Origin of the sequence: Pelomonas cellulosilytica (genome assembly GCF_021353265.1) — a bacterium.
Taxonomy (GTDB): domain Bacteria; phylum Pseudomonadota; class Gammaproteobacteria; order Burkholderiales; family Burkholderiaceae_C; genus Pelomonas; species Pelomonas cellulosilytica.
On sequence record NZ_JAJTWU010000001.1, the window covers coordinates 581,896 to 598,761 of the forward strand.

General features: G+C 67.3%; 15 protein-coding genes. 9 read left to right on the forward strand and 6 right to left on the reverse strand.

The window, feature by feature from the left end; translation table 11 throughout:
* Positions 1-4 precede the first annotated feature (4 nt).
* The 4 genes from LXT13_RS02470 to LXT13_RS02485 form a co-directional block, all read right to left on the reverse strand.
* A complete protein-coding gene (locus LXT13_RS02470; RefSeq protein ID WP_233370018.1) occupies positions 5-652 on the reverse strand; it encodes a trimeric intracellular cation channel family protein in 648 nt (215 codons plus the stop codon).
* A gap of 7 nt (positions 653-659) precedes the next feature.
* A complete protein-coding gene (locus tag LXT13_RS02475; RefSeq protein WP_233370019.1) occupies positions 660-2,234 on the reverse strand; it encodes an ABC transporter substrate-binding protein in 1,575 nt (524 codons plus the stop codon).
* Between the two features lie 60 nt (positions 2,235-2,294).
* Positions 2,295-2,504, reverse strand: a complete 210-nt coding sequence (locus tag LXT13_RS02480; protein ID WP_419964635.1) for a hypothetical protein — start codon at positions 2,502-2,504, stop codon at positions 2,295-2,297.
* 71 nt (positions 2,505-2,575) lie between these two features.
* On the reverse strand, positions 2,576-3,418 hold the full coding sequence (locus tag LXT13_RS02485) for a 2OG-Fe(II) oxygenase family protein (RefSeq protein WP_233370020.1): 843 nt from the start codon (positions 3,416-3,418) through the stop codon (positions 2,576-2,578).
* Positions 3,419-3,692: 274 nt separating this feature from the next.
* On the opposite strand from LXT13_RS02485, the gene LXT13_RS02490 reads away from it, so the two are divergent.
* From LXT13_RS02490 to LXT13_RS02515, 6 genes are all read left to right on the forward strand, one after another.
* Complete coding sequence (locus LXT13_RS02490; protein WP_233370021.1) at positions 3,693-6,548, forward strand: 2-oxoglutarate dehydrogenase E1 component; 2,856 nt, start codon at positions 3,693-3,695, stop codon at positions 6,546-6,548.
* 90 nt (positions 6,549-6,638) lie between these two features.
* Entirely contained in the window at positions 6,639-7,892 is a 1,254-nt protein-coding gene (gene odhB / locus LXT13_RS02495; RefSeq protein ID WP_233370022.1) for a 2-oxoglutarate dehydrogenase complex dihydrolipoyllysine-residue succinyltransferase, read from the forward strand.
* 187 nt (positions 7,893-8,079) lie between these two features.
* Positions 8,080-8,286, forward strand: a complete 207-nt coding sequence (locus LXT13_RS02500) for a hypothetical protein (protein ID WP_233370023.1) — start codon at positions 8,080-8,082, stop codon at positions 8,284-8,286.
* Between the two features lie 128 nt (positions 8,287-8,414).
* Complete coding sequence (gene lpdA / locus LXT13_RS02505) at positions 8,415-9,836, forward strand: dihydrolipoyl dehydrogenase (RefSeq protein ID WP_233370024.1); 1,422 nt, start codon at positions 8,415-8,417, stop codon at positions 9,834-9,836.
* Positions 9,837-9,843: 7 nt separating this feature from the next.
* Positions 9,844-10,944 (forward strand): cell division protein ZapE, encoded by a 1,101-nt coding sequence (zapE, locus tag LXT13_RS02510; RefSeq protein ID WP_233370025.1) that lies wholly within the window; start codon positions 9,844-9,846, stop codon positions 10,942-10,944.
* Entirely contained in the window at positions 10,941-11,546 is a 606-nt protein-coding gene (locus LXT13_RS02515; protein ID WP_233370026.1) for a hypothetical protein, read from the forward strand. The genes zapE and LXT13_RS02515 overlap by 4 nt, the downstream gene beginning before the upstream one ends.
* Here LXT13_RS02515 and LXT13_RS02520 read toward each other — a convergent pair whose 3' ends face one another.
* The gene (locus LXT13_RS02520; protein ID WP_233370027.1) at positions 11,547-12,317 is read right to left on the reverse strand and encodes a PP2C family protein-serine/threonine phosphatase; all 771 of its coding nucleotides are present in this window, start codon (positions 12,315-12,317) and stop codon (positions 11,547-11,549) included.
* A 62-nt stretch (positions 12,318-12,379) separates the two neighbouring features.
* Here LXT13_RS02520 and LXT13_RS02525 point away from each other — a divergent pair, with 62 nt between their 5' ends.
* On the forward strand, positions 12,380-12,583 hold the full coding sequence (locus LXT13_RS02525; RefSeq protein WP_233370028.1) for a YdcH family protein: 204 nt from the start codon (positions 12,380-12,382) through the stop codon (positions 12,581-12,583).
* Entirely contained in the window at positions 12,570-14,636 is a 2,067-nt protein-coding gene (locus LXT13_RS02530; protein ID WP_419964636.1) for a DNA repair helicase YoaA, read from the forward strand. The genes LXT13_RS02525 and LXT13_RS02530 overlap by 14 nt, the downstream gene beginning before the upstream one ends.
* A gap of 167 nt (positions 14,637-14,803) precedes the next feature.
* Here the strand turns inward: LXT13_RS02530 and LXT13_RS02535 are convergent, their stop codons facing one another.
* Positions 14,804-15,619: an outer membrane protein assembly factor BamD gene (locus LXT13_RS02535; protein ID WP_233370029.1), complete on the reverse strand. Its 816-nt coding sequence runs from the start codon at positions 15,617-15,619 to the stop codon at positions 14,804-14,806.
* Positions 15,620-15,663: 44 nt separating this feature from the next.
* Here LXT13_RS02535 and LXT13_RS02540 point away from each other — a divergent pair, with 44 nt between their 5' ends.
* Positions 15,664-16,668 (forward strand): RluA family pseudouridine synthase, encoded by a 1,005-nt coding sequence (locus tag LXT13_RS02540; RefSeq protein WP_233370030.1) that lies wholly within the window; start codon positions 15,664-15,666, stop codon positions 16,666-16,668.
* The last annotated feature ends 198 nt before the right edge of the window (positions 16,669-16,866 follow it).

Here is a 16,866-nt window from a genome sequence, read left to right on the forward strand (position 1 = left end):
CGTTTCAGCGCTTGTGGATGCGCCAGGCGGGCAGCGTCCAACCGGTCCACAGCGCCAGGCCGCGCAACGCGACGACCGTGACGGCCGCCGCGCTGACGGCGGCCCACTGCGGGGCGTCGAGCCGCACCACCGCCACCAGCACCCAGCCGCCGACAAAGCTGCACAGCGCGTAGGGCCGGTGGTCGTGGAAGGCGGCGGGGATCTCGTTGCAGACGATGTCCCGCAGTACGCCGCCGAAGGTCGCCGTGATGACACCCATCAGCACGGCGACGATGTCGGGCTGGCCGGCGCCCAGTGCCAGCAGCGCGCCGTTGGCCGTGAAGAGACCCAGGCCCAGTGCATCGGGCCACTGGATGGCGCGCTCCGTCAATGCCAGATGACGCTTGCGCAGGAACAACATCGCGCCGAAGCTCAGCCCCATCAGCGCCCACAGCCAGTCGGCATGCTCCACCCAGAAGAAGGGCCGGCGGTCGAGCAGCACGTCGCGCAGCGTGCCGCCGCCGAACGCAGAGAGGCCTGCCACGACGCACAGGCCCACCGCGTCGAGATGCTTCCGCGCCCCGGCCAGCAGGCCGGACAGCGCGAAGGCGATGGTGGCGGCAATCTCGACGGCGGCTTGCAGTGTCGAGAAGGTGATGACGGGCGGCTTCACGCGGGCGTCACTTGATGGACGTGTACCGGGCCTCGAAGTAGTCGTTGGAGCGGTGCAGCGTCTCCACGCCCTTCTTCATCGCCCAGGGCCGGATCTGGTGGTGGATGGGGATGAACAGGAACTCGTCACGCACGCGCAGCAGCGCGTCGCGGATCAGCGCGTTGCGCTTGGCCACGTCGGGCTCGAACTTGATCTTCTGGATCAAGCCGTCGAGTGTCGCGTCGCTGACCTTGCCGAAATTGAAGTTGCCATCCGCGCCGTTGGTGCGCGTGTGGCCCCAGGCCTGCAGTGCGTATAGCGAGTCGTAGGTCGACACGCCCCAGCCCAGCATGTACAGCGGTGACTCGCCGCGCTGGAAGGTCTGGCTGTGCGTCGAGAAAGGCGCGGCGATGAGGCGCACCTGCACGCCGATCTTGGCCCACATCGACGCGGCCGCCTGGCAGACCTGCTCGTCATTGACATAGCGGTTGTTCGGGCAGTGCAGCGGCACGGTGAAGCCCTGCGGGTAGCCCGCGTCGGCGAGCAGCTTCTTCGCCCGGTCCAGGTCGGGCTTTGCCGGCTTGTCCAGCGCGGCATCCCAGCCGTTGACGCCGGGCGGCACCATCAGCGCCGCGGGCACGGAGAGGCCGCGCATGATGTTGCGCCGGATCGCCTCGCGGTCCAGCGCCAGGTTCAGCGCCTCTCGCACGCGCTTGTCCTTGAACGGGTTCCTGCCCTTCACGTTGGAGTCGCGCAGCTCGTCGCTGCCCTCGTCCATGACGAAGAAGACGGTGCGGATCTCCGCGCCCTCCAGCAGCTTGACCTTGCCTTCCTCCTTGAGTCGGAAGAAGTCCTGCGGTGGTAGGTCGGTGACGAGGTCCACGTCGCCCGACAGCAGTGCCGCGACGCGGGTGGGCGCGCTCTTGATCGGCAGGTAGCTCAGCTCGGTCACGTTGCCGGGGTTCTTGTCCCACCAGTCCGGGTTGGCCACCATCTTCACGGCCTGGTCGGGCTGCCAGCTCACCAGCTTGTACGGGCCGGTGCCGTTGGCGTTGCGCGACGCGAAGTTCTCTTCCTTGGACTTGTAGTCCTGCGTGTTGGTGGCCTTGTTCTTCTCGGCCCACGCCTTGCTCATGATCGGGAAGCTGATGATGTTCTGCAGCAGCATCGGCGTGGGCGCCTCAAGCAGCAGGTCGACGGTGTTGTCGTCGATCTTGCGGACCTCCTTGATGCCCGACACGTAGGTCTGCTTCGTGCCCTGCGGCTGCGTGATGCGCGCGAAGCTGAAGACGACGTCGTCCGCCGTGAATGGCGAGCCATCATGGAACTTCACGCCACGGCGCAGGTCGAAGCGCACCTGCGTCTGCGAAAGGTAAGTCCACTTCGTGGCGAGCGACGGCTCGGGACGGTAGTCCTTGCTCAGCCGTGTCAGGCCTTCGTAGATGTGGGCGCCGATCGCGTTGGAGGTGTTGTGGTCCTGCGAATGCGGGTCCAGCGTCAGTACATCGTTCTGCGCGGCCCAGCGCAGCGGGGCGGCATGGGCGGTGACGGTCAGCGCCAGGGCGGCGATCAGAGGTAGCAGTCGGCGGGTCAGCAGAGGCATGCGGGTTCCTTGTGGGACGGCAGAGGCCAAAAAATGTAGCCGCGCCGCGAGTCCCGCCGGCTAGGGCTTGCCCGCGACTTCCAGCGTGCAGTCGCAGCCCGAGCCGGACGATATCCAGCGGCGCACCAGCCAGGCGCGCAGCCCGCTCGGTCGGCCGGTCAGCGCGCCGCACACATAGCGTGCCCCGTCCCAGCGCAGGGCATCGCAGGCACCCTTTAGGCGCCGGCTCAGCACGACGCCCAGCGGACAGGGCTCGGCCAGGCAGCACACCCCGCAGCCGTTGCACGGCTGTCCGACGGCCGGCTTGGCCGGCGCGTCGGGGTGGATTTCGATGACCCGTTTCAGCTCTTGACCCCCAGCTCGCGCAGCCGCTCTTCCAGGTAGCTGCCCGCGGTGTATCGGTCGCTCAACACCACGTCGTCGCGCGGATGCAGGAAGAGGGGCAGCGACACGCGGCTCTTCGTCGCGCCTTCGCCGGTGGGATTGACGACGCGGTGCTGCGTCGACGGGTAATAGCCGGCCGAGGCCTCCTGCAGCATGTCGCCGATGTTGATCGTCAGCGTGCCGAAGTCGCACGGTACGTCGTGCCAGGCGCCGTCCTTGCCCAGAACCTGCAGCCCCGGCTCGTTGGCGGCGGGCAGGATGGTCAGCAGGTTGATGTCGCCATGCGGCGCCGCGCGCAGGCTGCCAGCGGGCTCCAGCCCCGTCAGCGGCGGGTAGCGAAGCACTCGCAACAGCGTCTTGGTGCTGCCGCGGATCATCTGCGACAGCGGCTCGCGGTAGCTCGCAGCGATCTCCGGCGGTGTGTAGCGTTCCACCCAGCCCAGCAGTTCCTCGGCGAGCGCATTGGCCTCGCGGTAATAGGTGAGTGCGTCGTCCTTCAACTGCGGCGGGATGCGGCCCCACGGGTAGACGTGGAAGTATTCCTTGATGTCCTTCTGCTGGAAGCCCTTGGCGGTCTCGGAGATCTCGGTCGAGAACCAGCCGTCCTGCGTCTCCTTGGAGAACGCGAAGGCCTGCTTGGCGTCGCTGTTGAAGAAGGCCAGCCAGTCGGCGTAGATCTTCTCGACCAACGCCTGGCGGATCGGGTGGTGCGTCAGCACGCCGAATCCGGTCTCGTGCAGGGAGCGGGTGAAGGCTTCGGCCGCGTCGGGGGCGCGGTAGTCGACGACCTGGACTTGCATCGGAATCTCCTGGTAACCGGGCGGCAAGGCGCAAGAGTTTACGGGTCAGTCAACTTTCGAGGCTGTTCGTCTGTCAACTTTGTCTCACAGCGGTTACGAGCCGGGACAAACCCGAAGTGCTAGAGTTCGGCCCCTTGAGACTTCAGGTCCTTCCCGTCCCTTTTGCCTGGTAACAGCGAAGGTGGGTCGCAATCCGCCAACCGGTCGAGCCGTGTCGCGGAAGGTTCTTCAACCAGCCAACTCCCTGGAAACCGGGGCATGAGGTGAGCGAAAGATGATGCAGCAATACAGGTCGAACTCCTACCTGTTCGGCGGGAACGCGCCGTATGTAGAGGAGATGTACGAGGCCTACCTCGACAACCCGGGCTCCGTGCCCGACAACTGGCGCGCCTACTTCGACGCCCTCCAGCACGTCCCCGCCGTGGACGGCAGCGAGGCCCGCGACGTGGCCCATGCGCCGGTCATCGAATCTTTCGCCCAACGCGCCAAGGCCAATGCGTTCGCCAACAAGGCCAGCAGCGCTGACCTGGCAGTGGCCCGCAAGCAGGTCCACGTCCAGTCGCTGATCGCGGCCTACCGCTTCCTCGGCAACCGCTGGGCCGAGCTGGACCCCCTCAAGCGCGCCGAGCGCCCCAAGATCCCCGAACTCGACCCCGCGTTCTACGATCTGACCGAGTCCGACATGGATATCTCGTTCAGCGCCGTGAACAGCTATTTCGGTGGCGAGACGATGACGCTGCGCCAGATCGTCCAGGCGCTGCGCGAGACCTACTGCGGCTCCATCGGCGCCGAGTTCATGCACGGTTCCGACCCGGCCGAGAAGCGCTGGTGGCAGGAGCGTCTCGAGAAGGCCCGCGGCAAGCCCAGCTTCGGCCCCGAGAAGAAGAAGCACATCCTCGACCGCCTGACGGCCGCCGAAGGCCTGGAACGCTACCTGCACACCAAGTACGTCGGCCAGAAGCGCTTCTCGCTGGAAGGCGGCGAGAGCTTCATCGCGGCCATGGACGAGCTGATCCAGCGCGCCGGCGAGCGTGGCGTACAGGAAATCGTCATCGGCATGGCCCACCGTGGCCGCCTGAATGTGCTGGTCAACACGCTGGGCAAGATGCCGGCGGACCTGTTCGCAGAGTTCGAGCACAAGGCCGCGGAAGACTTGCCGGCCGGCGACGTGAAGTACCACCAGGGCTTCAGCTCCGACGTGTCGACGGCCGGTGGCCCGGTGCACCTGAGCCTGGCCTTCAACCCGTCTCACCTCGAGATCGTCAACCCGGTCGTGGAAGGCAGCGTGCGCGCCCGCCAGGACCGCCGCGGCGACAAGGTCGGCGTGCAGGTGCTGCCCGTGCTGGTGCACGGCGACGCGGCCTTCGGCGGCCAGGGCGTTGTGCAGGAAACGCTGGCGATGGCGCAGACCCGCGGCTACCGCACGGGCGGCACGGTGCATATCGTCATCAACAACCAGATCGGCTTCACGACCAGCGACCCGCGCGACCTGCGCTCCACCTGGTACTGCTCCGACGTCGTCAAGATGATCGAGGCGCCGGTGCTGCACGTGAACGGCGACGACCCTGAGGCCGTCGTCTGGGCCATGCAGCTGTGCATGGACTACCGCGCCGAGTTCAAGAAGGACGTGGTGCTGGACATCGTCTGCTTCCGCAAGCTGGGCCACAACGAGCAGGACACGCCCGCGCTGACGCAGCCGCTGATGTACAAGAAGATCGGCACGCACCCTGGCACCCGCAAGGTCTACGGCGACAAGCTCGTCGCGCAGAACGTGCTGCCCGCCGAGGGGCCGGACGAGATGGTCAAGGTCTACCGCGCGGCGATGGACGAAGGCCGCCACACCGTCGACCCGGTGCTGACCAACTTCAAGAGCAAGTTCGCGACCGACTGGTCGCCCTTCCTCGGCAAGAAGTGGACGGACAGCTGCGACACGGCCATCCCGGTCACCGAGTGGAAGCGCCTGTCCGAGAAGCTGACGACGCTGCCCAAGGACTTCGCTCCGCATAACCTCGTCGCCAAGCTCTACGCCGACCGCGCCGCGATGGGTCGCGGCGAGATCAACATCGACTGGGGCATGGGCGAGTCCATGGCCTTCGCGTCCCTGGTGGCCAGCGGCTACCCGGTGCGCCTGTCCGGCGAGGACAGCGGCCGCGGCACGTTCACGCACCGCCATGCCGTGCTGCACGACCAGAACCGCACGAACTGGGACGACGGCATCTACATCCCGCTGCAGAACGTCGCCGAAGGCCAGGCGCCGTTCACCGTCATCGACTCCATCCTGTCCGAAGAGGCGGTGCTGGGCTTCGAGTACGGCTACGCCGCTGCCGAGCCCAACACGCTGACCATCTGGGAAGCCCAGTTCGGCGACTTCGTCAACGGCGCCCAGGTCGTCATCGACCAGTTCATCGCCTCCGGAGAAGTGAAGTGGGGCCGCTCCAACGGCCTGACGATGATGTTGCCGCACGGCTACGAAGGCCAGGGCCCCGAGCACAGCTCGGCCCGCCTGGAGCGCTTCATGCAGCTGGCTGCGGACAACAACATGCAGATCGTGCAGCCCACCAACGCGGCGCAGATCTTCCACGTGCTGCGCCGCCAGATGCTTCGCATGTTCCGCAAGCCCTTGGTCATCATGACGCCCAAGAGCCTGCTGCGCGCGAAGGATGCGACGTCGCCGCTGTCCGACTTCACCAAGGGCGAGTTCAAGACCGTCATCGGCGAGCAGGACACGACGCTGGTGGCCGACAAGGTCAAGCGCGTCATCGCCTGCTCCGGCAAGGTCTATTACGACCTGGTCAAGACGCGCGCCGAGAAGAAGCACCACGACGTGGCCATCATCCGCGTCGAGCAGCTGTACCCCTTCCCGCACAAGGCCTTCGCGGCCGAGCTGAAGAAGTACCCGAACGCTACCGACATCGTCTGGTGCCAGGACGAGCCGCAGAACCAGGGCGCCTGGTTCTTCGTGCAGCACTATGTTCACGAGAACATGGTCGAAGGCCAGAAGCTCGGCTACGCCGGCCGCCCGGCCAGCGCCAGCCCTGCCTGCGGCTACGCGCACCTGCACCAGGAGCAGCAGAAGGCGCTGCTGGACCAGGCCTTCGCCAAGCTCAAGGGCTTCATCCTCACCAAATAAAGCCGATCAACGCAGCGCCCCTTTCGCGGCGCTGCGTTCGTTCGCGCCTGCGCACCTCCACACCGAATAAAAGACACGGAGCCTCACACCATGGCCATCGTTGACGTCCAAGTTCCCCAGTTTTCCGAATCCGTTTCCGAGGGCACGCTGCTGACCTGGAAAAAGAAGCCCGGCGAAGCCGTCACCGTCGACGAGACGCTCGTCGAGATCGAGACCGACAAGGTCGTGCTCGAAGTGCCCGCACCGGCCTCCGGCGTGCTGGCCGAGATCGGCGTGGCTGACGGCAGCACCGTCACCAGCCAGCAGCTGCTCGCCAAGATCGACACCGAGGGCAAGGCCGGTGCCGCCGCCCCTGCGCCTGCTGCTGCCGCACCGGCGCCCGCCGCCACGCCGGCTGCCGCGCCTGCTGCCATCGGCGGCAACAAGGGTGACGTGGCCATGCCCGCCGCCGCCAAGATCCTGGCCGAGAAGGGCCTGGCCGCGACGGACGTCGCTGGCTCAGGCAAGGACGGCCGCGTGACCAAGGGCGACGCGCTGGCCGCGTCCGCCAAGCCGGCCGCCGCGCCGCTGGTCGTGCCCGCCACACCCGCCGTGGCCAAGCCGCTGCCGGCCGTGTCCGCGCCCGTCGCGCAGAACCTCGGCGACCGCCCCGAACAGCGCGTGCCGATGACCCGCCTGCGCGCCCGCATCGCCGAGCGCCTGCTGCAGTCTCAGGCCACCAACGCCATCCTGACCACCTTCAACGAAGTCAACATGGCCCCGGTCATGGAGATGCGCAAGAAGTTCCAGGAGAAGTTCGAGAAGGAACACGGCGTGAAGCTGGGCTTCATGAGCTTCTTCGTGAAGGCCGCCGTCGCCGCGCTGAAGAAGTACCCGGTTCTGAACGCCTCGGTCGACGGCAACGACATCGTCTATCACGGCTACTTCGACATCGGCATCGCCGTCGGCTCGCCGCGCGGCCTCGTCGTGCCGGTGCTGCGCAACGTCGACCAGCTCAGCTTCGCCGATATCGAGAAGAAGATCGCCGAGTTCGGCCAGAAGGCCAAGGAAGGCAAGCTGTCGCTGGACGATCTGTCGGGTGGCACCTTCTCTATCTCCAACGGCGGTGTCTTCGGCTCCATGCTGTCCACGCCTATCATCAACCCGCCGCAATCGGCCATCCTGGGCGTGCACGCCACGAAGGACCGCGCCGTGGTCGAGAACGGCCAGATCGTCGTGCGCCCGATCAACTACCTCGCGATGTCGTATGACCACCGCATCATCGACGGCCGCGAAGCCGTGTTGGGCCTGGTGACGATGAAGGAAGCGCTCGAGGACCCGGCCCGCCTGCTGTTCGACATCTGACGTGATGTCGTCGGCGGCCCCTCGCGTCATCGTCATTGCCGGCCCGAACGGCGCCGGCAAGACGACATTCGTGAGGGTGCTCCTGCCGCAGGAAGCGCAATGTCCCGTCTAAGTCAACGCCGATTTGATTCCCGCTGGACTGGCGCCGTTCGCGCCACAGACGGCGGCGTCGGCGGCCGGGCGGCTGATGCTGTCGGAGATCGAGCGGCACGTGCAGCGGCGAGAGAGCTTTGCTTTCGAAACCACCTTCAGCGGTCGAGCCTTTGCCCGCTCCATCGAGCGCTGGAACCGGGCCGGCTACCAGATCGAGTTGTTCTTCGTGTGCTTGATTGGAGCGACTCATGAAAAGCGCCAAGCCCCTAGTGCCAATGCTGTCCACCGCCAAGTGCGCTGACTTTCGAAATGCCGCCGCGGCGTTTGAGCGCGCCCGGCAGCGTGCGCACGACCTTGCCAAGCAAATCGACACCTATCTGGTCGTGTAACAAAGCGGCCAGCTCGTCAAACTGAAAGTGAACTGATTCCATGAGCACCAAGCAATTCGACGTCGTCGTCATCGGCGGCGGCCCCGGCGGCTACATCGCGGCCATCCGTGCGGCGCAGCTGGGCCAGAACACGGCCTGCATCGACGAATGGAAGAACGACAAGGGCGGCCCGGCGCTAGGCGGCACCTGCACCAACGTCGGCTGCATCCCGTCCAAGGCGCTGCTGCAGTCCAGTGAGCACTACGAGCAGCTGAACCACCACTTCGGCGACCACGGCATCACGGCCGACAACGTCAAGATGGACGTCGCCAAGATGCTGGCCCGCAAGGACCAGGTCGTGAAGCAGAACAACGACGGCATCGTCTACCTGTTCAAGAAGAACAAGGTGACTTTCTTCCACGGCCGCGGCTCGTTCGTCGCCGCCAAGGATGGCGGTTATGAGATCAAGGCGGGCGAGGAAGTGATCTTTGCCAAGCAGGTCATCGTCGCGACCGGCTCCAACGCCCGCGCGCTGCCGGGCGCGGCGTTTGACGAGGAGCACATCCTGTCCAACGACGGTGCGCTGCGCGTCGGTGCGGTCCCGAAGAAGCTGGGCGTCATCGGCTCGGGCGTCATCGGCCTGGAGATGGGCTCGGTGTGGCGCCGCCTTGGCGCTGAAGTGACCGTGCTGGAAGGCCTGCCAACCTTCCTGGGCGCCGTCGACGAAAGCATCGCCAAGGAAGCCGCCAAGGTCTTCAAGAAGCAGGGCCTGGACATCCAGCTCGGCGTGAAGGTCGGTGACATCAAGACGTCCAAGAAGGGCGTCAGCATCGCCTATACCGATGCGAAGGGCGAAGCCAAGACGCTGGAGGTCGACAAGCTCATCGTCTCCATCGGCCGCGTACCCAACACGATCGGTCTTGCGCCGGACGCCGTGGGCCTGAAACTCGACGAGCGGGGTGCCATCGTCGTGGACGACGAGTGCAGGACCAATCTGCCGGGCGTCTGGGCCATTGGCGACGTGGTGCGCGGCCCAATGCTCGCGCACAAGGCCGAGGAAGAGGGCGTGGCTGTGGCCGAGCGCATCGCTGGCCAGCACGGGCACGTCAACTTCAACACCATTCCGTGGGTCATCTACACCTCGCCGGAGATTGCCTGGGTCGGCAAGACCGAGCAGCAGCTGAAGGCCGAAGGCGTGGCCTACAAGGCCGGCCAGTTCCCCTTCCTGGCCAACGGCCGCGCCCGCGCGCTGGGCGACACGACAGGCTTCGTCAAGTTCCTGGCCGACGCCACGACCGACGAGATCCTGGGTGTGCACATCATCGGCCCTTTCGCTTCCGAGCTGATCTCCGAAGCCGTCGTCGCGATGGAGTTCAAGGCGAGTGCCGAAGACATCGCCCGCATCTGCCACGCGCATCCGTCGCTGTCTGAGGCGACGAAGGAAGCCGCGCTGGCCGTCGACAAGCGCACCCTGAACTTCTGATCACGACGTGGCTGAAGTTACCGAGCTCTACCAGCTGACGCTGGCCGAGCGCGGCTACAAGGCCGACCCGGCGCAACTGCGCGCCGTGTCGGCCCTGCAGCGCTGCCAGGACGAGTGGCAGGCCTACAAGTCGCGCCGCAGCAATGCAGTGACGAAGCTGCTCGTGCGGCCGCCGATCCCGCGCGGCGTCTACATGTTCGGCGGCGTGGGCCGCGGCAAGAGCTTCCTGATGGACTGCTTTTTCCAGGCTGTGCCGCTGACGCGCAAGACGCGGCTGCACTTCCACGAGTTCATGCGCGAGGTGCACCGCGAGCTCCAGGAGCTCAAGGGCATCGCCGACCCGCTGGAGGAGCTGGGCAAGCGCATCTCGCGCCGTTTCCGACTCATCTGCTTCGACGAGTTCCACGTCGCCGACGTGACCGACGCGATGATCCTGCACCGGCTGCTGGACGCTCTGTTCCGCAACCGTGTGAGCATCGTCACGACGTCCAACTTCCACCCGGACGAGCTCTACCCGAACGGCCTGCACCGCGACCGCATCCTGCCGGCCATCGAGCTGCTGAAGGCACACCTCGAAGTCATCAACGTCGACAACGGCACCGACTACCGGCAGCGCACGCTGGAGGACATGAACCTCTACCTGACGCCGATCAGCGAAGCCAACGAGGCCGCACTGACGCAGGCGTTCGAGTCGCTGGCCGAGGCGCAGGACGAGGACCCGCGGCTGATGATCGAGCACCGGTTGTTGCAGGCGCGGCGCCGCGCCGGTGGCGTCGTCTGGTTCGACTTCCAGGTGCTGTGCGGCGGTCCGCGCTCGCAGAACGACTATCTGGAGCTGGCCAGCCAGTTCCACACGGTCATCCTATCCGACGTGCCGGAGATGCCGGTGCGGCTGGCCAGCGAGGCGCGGCGCTTCACGTGGCTGGTCGACGTGCTCTACGACCGCCGCGTCAAGCTCATCATCTCGGCCGCCGTGCCGGCCGAGCAGCTCTACACCGAAGGGCCGCTTGCGCACGAGTTTCCCCGCACGGTGTCGCGTCTGCAGGAGATGCGCTCGGCGGAATACCTGGCGCTGGCCCGCCGCGAAGTGGACACGTCGTTGACATGACATCGCTCTTTGCACGCCAGTTGCGTCTTTGGGCTGCGACGGGCCTCGCCCTGGTGATCGGCAGTGCCGTGGCCCAGCCGGCGACGCGCGCCGAGCTGGCCGCCCGGCGGGTTGACATTGAGCAGCGCTTTGCCCGTGACAAGGCCGAGTGCGAGCAGCGTTTCGCCGTCAACGCCTGCGTCGAAGCGCTGCGCGAGCGCCGCAACGCCGAGCTCGCGCCGCTGGTTCGTCGCGAGCATGAGCTGGCTGCCGAGGAGCGCCGGGTGCGGGCGGATGCCCAGGCGCAACGCGTGCGCGAGCGTGAACTGGCCGCGACGCAGGAGGACGCACAGCGCCCCAGCCGCGGCCCGGTTGCCGCGGTGGCGGCGGCTTCCGCGGCGTCCCACGCGCCGCGTGCGCGCAGCCCTGAAGCGCTGGAGCGTGAACGTCGCCAGGCCGCCAGCCAGGCGGAGGCCGAGGCGGCGAGGCGGCGTGAGCGCAGCGAAACGCGACAACAGCTTTTGCGCGAGCGCCAGGCGGAACACGAGGCGCGACAGAAGGCGCGAACCAAGCCGCTGGCTGCGCCTCTGCCGTTGCCCAGCGCGTCGGCAGCGTCGAAGTAGTCAGTCGAGCGCTTCGAGCTTGACGATGGCAATCGACAGGTTGTCGCCGCCGCCGCGCGCACGCTGACGCGCCTTGCTGATCAGCAGTTCGGCGGCCTCGCGGGGCGGCAGGCTGTAAAGCACGCTGCCGAGTTCCTGCGCGGTGAAGTAGTGCCACAGCCCGTCGCTGCAGCACATCATCGTGTCACCCACTTCCAGGGCTTCCAGGCGCTCCGATGTGGAGGTCGGATCCTGGGCCGTGCCCAGGCAGGCCGTCAGCAGGTTGCTCTGCGGGTGGGAACTCGCCTCGGCCTCCGTGAGCTGGCCTTCATCGACGAGGCGCTGCACGTAGGAGTGGTCCATCGTGCGCTTGACGAGCCGGGCGCCGCGGAACCAGTAGATGCGCGAGTCGCCCGAATGCATCCAGTGTGCGCAGCGGTCGCTCGTGATGACGAACCCGGCGATCGTGCTGTGCGGCTCCTCCTCGGCGGAGATGGCCGTCAGCTTGATCATCAGGTGAGCCTCGGAGGCGATCTGGCTCAGCAGTTCCGCCGGTGATTCGTCATCTGGCGAATAGCGCTCGAACAGCTGGCGCGCCGTCAGGATGACTTGATCGGCCGCCTTGCGCCCGCCACTCTTGCCGCCCATGCCATCGGCCACGATGCCCATCACACAGCCTTCCAGGCGTGGGTGGGCGACGACGGCCACCTGGTCCTGTTGGTAGGCGCGGTCACCACGATGGGTGCCGGTGGCAGCAGTGAGTCGGAACCCGACGTCGGTGGAGGAAGGCATCCGAAAACTATACTGGGCAGTGAGCTCGGCGCTCCTCGCGACCTTCCCCAGAAACCCCTCGGATGGATGAACAACTTCACTCGTTGACGAGGCGGCTGATCGAGTTGCGCATCGAGCACGCCGACCTCGACGCCATGATCGACCGTCTGGCCACGCAGCCGCCCGTCGATGAGCTGGCCCTGCAGCGGCTGAAGAAGCGTCGGCTGGCGCTGCGGGACATGATGGCCCGCCTGGAAGCGACAACCGAGCCCGATGACCTCGCCTGACCTGGAGCTCGACGACTGGCTGGATGCGCTGGACGCCGCACCGCCCGCTACGCCGCCGGCTGCCGATGAACTGGTGCAGGCCGTGGAGGCGGCGTTCGACTTGAGCGGGCCGCTCGCGCGGCTAGACCCGGGCTACAAGCCGCGGGAGCCCCAGCTGCAGATGAGCCGCGCCGTCGCCCGCGCGCTGGGCCGCCGTCAGGCGCTGGTTGTGGAGGCCGGCACTGGCGTCGGCAAGACCTTTGCCTACCTCGTGCCGACGCTGCTGGCCGGCAGCCGCGCGCTGGTCAGCACAGCTACCAAAAGCCTGCAGGACCAACTCTTCCTGCGCGACTTGCCGCGGCTGGCCAAGGCGCTCAACACTCCTGTGCGCCTGGCGCTGCTGAAGGGGCGCAGCAGTTATCTGTGCCTGCACCGTATGAAGGAGGCCCGGGTGTCTGGCGACTTCCCGGACCGCCGCACCGCGCTGGCGCTGGCGCGAGTCGAGCGCTGGGCGCTGGGCACCGCGACGGGCGATTTCGCCGAGATCGACGGCCTGGACGAGCGCTCGCCCATCATCCCCATCGTCAGCTCCAGCCGCGAGAACTGCCTGGGTCAGGAGTGCCCTGACTGGAAAGGCTGCTTCGTCGTCAAGGCGCGGCGCGAAGCGATGGAGGCGGATGTCGTCGTCGTGAACCACCACCTGTTCTTCGCTGATATGACGCTGCGCGACACGGGCGTGGCCGAGCTGCTGCCCAGCGTAGAGATCGCCGTGTTCGACGAGGCGCATCAGCTGGCAGAGGCCGGCGTGCAGTTCCTCGGCACGCTGCTGGGTACGGCTGCGCTGATCGACTTCGCGCGGGACACGCTCGCCCAGGGCCTGGCCCACGCCCGCGGTGTGCACGACTGGCAGGCGCTGCATGCCGGGGTCGAGAAGGCCTCCCGCGAGCTGCGCCTTGCCGCTGCCGGCTCGCTGGCCACGGCGGGCCGCGAGTTGCGCGGCACGCTGAAACTCGCCTGGAAGGAGCGTGCCGCGCAACCGGCCTTCGCGGCCGCGCTGGTGGGCGTCGAGCAGGCCTGCGCCGAGGCGCTGGGCGCGCTCACCGCGGTGCGCGAGGCGGCGCCCGACTTCGCCCGCCTTTGCGAGCGGGCGCAGCAGTTGCGCGACCTCGCCCGGCGGTTCGCCGTCGAGCCGGACCCTGGCGACGTGCGCTGGATCGACATCAGCCCACATGCGGCGCGGCTGGTCGAGTCGCCGCTGGACATCCGCGAGGCGATGCAGGAGCAACTACAAGGCCCGCAGGGATCGAGCAAAGCCTGGGTGTTCACGTCGGCCACGCTGGGCGACGACGAGCGGCTGACCTGGTTCACCGAGCCGGCCGGGCTGACCGAGGCCGAGGTGCTGCGCGTGGGCAGCCCGTTCGACTACCCGACGCATGCGCGGCTGTATGTGCCGCGCGGCTTCCCGAAGCCTGCCGATCCACAGCACCCTGCCAGTGTCGCGCTGCTGGCCTCACGTCTTGCGCGGGCGCTTGGCGGCCGGACCTTCGTGTTGACGACGACTCTGCGCAACCTGCAGACCGTGTCGGACGGGCTGCGCGAGCGTTTCGAAGAAGCGGGCGATGCGATCGCCGTGCTGCAGCAGGGCGCCTTGCCCAAGCGCATGCTGCTGCAGCGCTTCATCGACAACCCGGCCTCGGTGCTGGTCGGCTCGGCCAGCTTCTGGGAGGGTATCGACGTGCCGGGTGACGCGCTGCAATGCGTCGTCATCGACAAACTGCCATTCCCGCCGCCGAACGATCCGCTCGTCGAGGCGCGCGTGAAGCGGCTGGAAGCCGAGGGGCGCAATGCGTTCTCGGACTACTTCATCGCCGAGGCCGCCATCGCATTGAAGCAGGGCGCCGGGCGGCTCATCCGCACCGAGACCGACCGCGGCCTGCTGGTCGTGTGCGACCCGCGAATGGCCGGCATGAACTATGGCCGCCGCCTGCGCGCCGCGCTGCCGCCCATGACGCCGGTGGCCAACGAGGCCGAGGCGCTGGCATGGCTGCAGTTGCTCAACGAGGAGCGGGCCTGAAAGAAGCCGTGTCCTTGCCCGGTTTCGCCGCGCTGAATGCGGGCGCTCCTGATTGGTCTCTCCGAGCGGGCAGGGCCACTTGCGGCATCGACTCGCCAGCGGCCTTGAGCGGCCTGGCGCTTGGATTGGTTAGAAAAAACGGGCCTTAGAGGCCCGTTGGATTCAGCTCACCAGAGTTGCCACCACGGCTTCTTGCGCGCTGCGCCGTTGGTGCCGTAGATGCTGCTCGGGAAGTTCTTGTCGAGGACGCGGCGCGCGTCGTCGCGCAGCTGCGTCAGGCCGAGCTGGTCGTAGCTCTCGCTCATGATGTAGAGCGCCTCCTCGACGGACGGCGCGTACTGGAACTCGGCCACTGCGGACTGTGCGCGGTTGGCCGCAGCCACGTAGGCCTTGCGGTTGAAGTAATAGCGCGCAACGTGCACTTCGTAGGCCGCCAGCGTGTTGGTGATGAAGTCCAGCCGCGTCTGCGCGTCGGAGGCGTACTTCGATTCCGGGAACTGCTCGACCAGCTGGCGGAAGGCCAGCATCGCTTCGCGCGAGGCCTGCTGGTCGCGCTCGGCGACGTCCTGGTTCGCGAGGCGGCCGAACAGACCCAGGTCCTCGTTGAAGTTGACGATGCCCTTCATGTAGAGGGCGTAGTCCATCGCCGGACTGGACGGGTTGAGCTTAATGAAACGGTCTAGCGTCGTCACGGCCTGCGCGCGCTCGCCGGTCTTGTGATAGGCCCAGGCCAGGTCGAGCGTGGCCTGCTGGCCCATCGTCGTGCCGGCGGCGCGACCTTCGATCTTCTCGAGCGTCTTGATGGCCCGCTCGTAGCTGCCGGAGTTCAGGTCGTCCTTGACGTCTGCATACAATTTGTCGAGGGCGGCCTGGGAGTTCGGATCCTCCTTCGGCGTGGAGCCGCAGCCGCTCAGGCCAAGCGCGAGGGCCACGAAGAAGGCGCCGATGATGGCGCGACCGGCCTGGTTTTTCTCAACAAACATGTCTGAAGTCGGGGGCGCTGTTGCCGGCCCGGTCACACTGAACAATGGGCGCGAAGTATAGGGCGGGGGTTACCGACGAGCCGGACGATGATGCTGGAGATGCAGCGCCCGACGCCGTCGAGCGACGTGCAGCCGACGTTGACGCCGGTGGGCATGGCGAGCGGCTGGACCGGTGGCTCACGGGGCTGGCGCCGGAGTTCTCGCGCAACCACCTGCAGGCATTGGTTGAACGCGGCTGCGTATCCATCGACGGCCGGCCGCAGGCCAAGACGGCGCACAGGCTGCGCGCCGGCCAGCATGTCGAGGTCGAGTTGCAACCCACCGACGAGAGCCGCGCCTTCCGCGCCGAGCCGATGGTGCTGGACCTAGTCTTCGAGGACGAGCACCTGCTGGTCGTCAATAAGCCGGCCGGCCTCGTCGTGCATCCCGCGGCCGGCAACTGGTCGGGCACGCTGATGAACGGTCTGCTGGCCCACCACGCGGCCGCGGCGACGCTGCCGCGCGCCGGCATCGTGCACCGGCTGGACAAGGACACCAGCGGCCTCATGGTCGTCGGCAAGACGCTGGAGGCCGTGACGGCGTTGAGCCGTGCGATCGCCGCGCGCGACGTGCATCGCGAGTACCTCGCGCTGGCTTGGGGGCGTATCGAAGGGGCCTTCACCGTCGAGCAGCCGCTGCGGCGCGACCCGGTGTCGCGCGTGAAGATGGCCATCGCGCCAGCGGGGCAGGGCAAGCCGGCCCGCACAGATGTGTTCCCGTTGGGCGTGGGCGAGGCCGGCGGGCGACCCGCCAGCGCCGTGCACTGCGTGCTGCATACCGGGCGCACGCACCAGATCCGCGTGCACCTCGCACACGCCGGGCACCCGCTGCTGGCCGATACACTGTACGGTGGCGTACCGGCGCTGGGCCTGCTGCGCCAGGCGCTGCATGCGGCCCGATTGACCCTCGATCATCCGGTCACCGGCGCGGAACTCCGGTTCCAAGCGCCGCTGCCCGCCGACCTGGCTGGTGCGTGGGCGCAAATTGGCGCTGCGGGGCTGGCTGGCTGACGTGGCTACAATGCACTCCGGTTGTCGTGCTTAGAGCGCGCTGTGGTCCGATATGGATGCAGCCCGTCGTGGGTTCGAAGTTGAGTCCGGACGCCGCCAACCAGCTCGCGGAAACTGCCGGCCCCTTGAAGGCCAGGCCCGCGCCCGATGCAAGACCCGTCCCAGCCGCCCGGCTGCACGCTTGATGAGCGCCCGGGC

Coding starts and splice junctions, on each gene's coding strand:
- LXT13_RS02475 (WP_233370019.1), bottom strand. CDS start 2,234: ATGCCTCTGCTGACCCGCCGACTGCTACCTCTGATCGCCGCCCTGGCG.
- LXT13_RS02485 (WP_233370020.1), bottom strand. CDS start 3,418: ATGCAAGTCCAGGTCGTCGACTACCGCGCCCCCGACGCGGCCGAAGCC.
- LXT13_RS02490 (WP_233370021.1), top strand. CDS start 3,693: ATGATGCAGCAATACAGGTCGAACTCCTACCTGTTCGGCGGGAACGCG.
- odhB (WP_233370022.1), top strand. CDS start 6,639: ATGGCCATCGTTGACGTCCAAGTTCCCCAGTTTTCCGAATCCGTTTCC.
- LXT13_RS02500 (WP_233370023.1), top strand. CDS start 8,080: ATGCTGTCGGAGATCGAGCGGCACGTGCAGCGGCGAGAGAGCTTTGCT.
- lpdA (WP_233370024.1), top strand. CDS start 8,415: ATGAGCACCAAGCAATTCGACGTCGTCGTCATCGGCGGCGGCCCCGGC.
- LXT13_RS02515 (WP_233370026.1), top strand. CDS start 10,941: ATGACATCGCTCTTTGCACGCCAGTTGCGTCTTTGGGCTGCGACGGGC.
- LXT13_RS02520 (WP_233370027.1), bottom strand. CDS start 12,317: ATGCCTTCCTCCACCGACGTCGGGTTCCGACTCACTGCTGCCACCGGC.
- LXT13_RS02525 (WP_233370028.1), top strand. CDS start 12,380: ATGGATGAACAACTTCACTCGTTGACGAGGCGGCTGATCGAGTTGCGC.
- LXT13_RS02530 (WP_419964636.1), top strand. CDS start 12,570: ATGACCTCGCCTGACCTGGAGCTCGACGACTGGCTGGATGCGCTGGAC.
- LXT13_RS02535 (WP_233370029.1), bottom strand. CDS start 15,619: ATGTTTGTTGAGAAAAACCAGGCCGGTCGCGCCATCATCGGCGCCTTC.
- LXT13_RS02540 (WP_233370030.1), top strand. CDS start 15,664: ATGGGCGCGAAGTATAGGGCGGGGGTTACCGACGAGCCGGACGATGAT.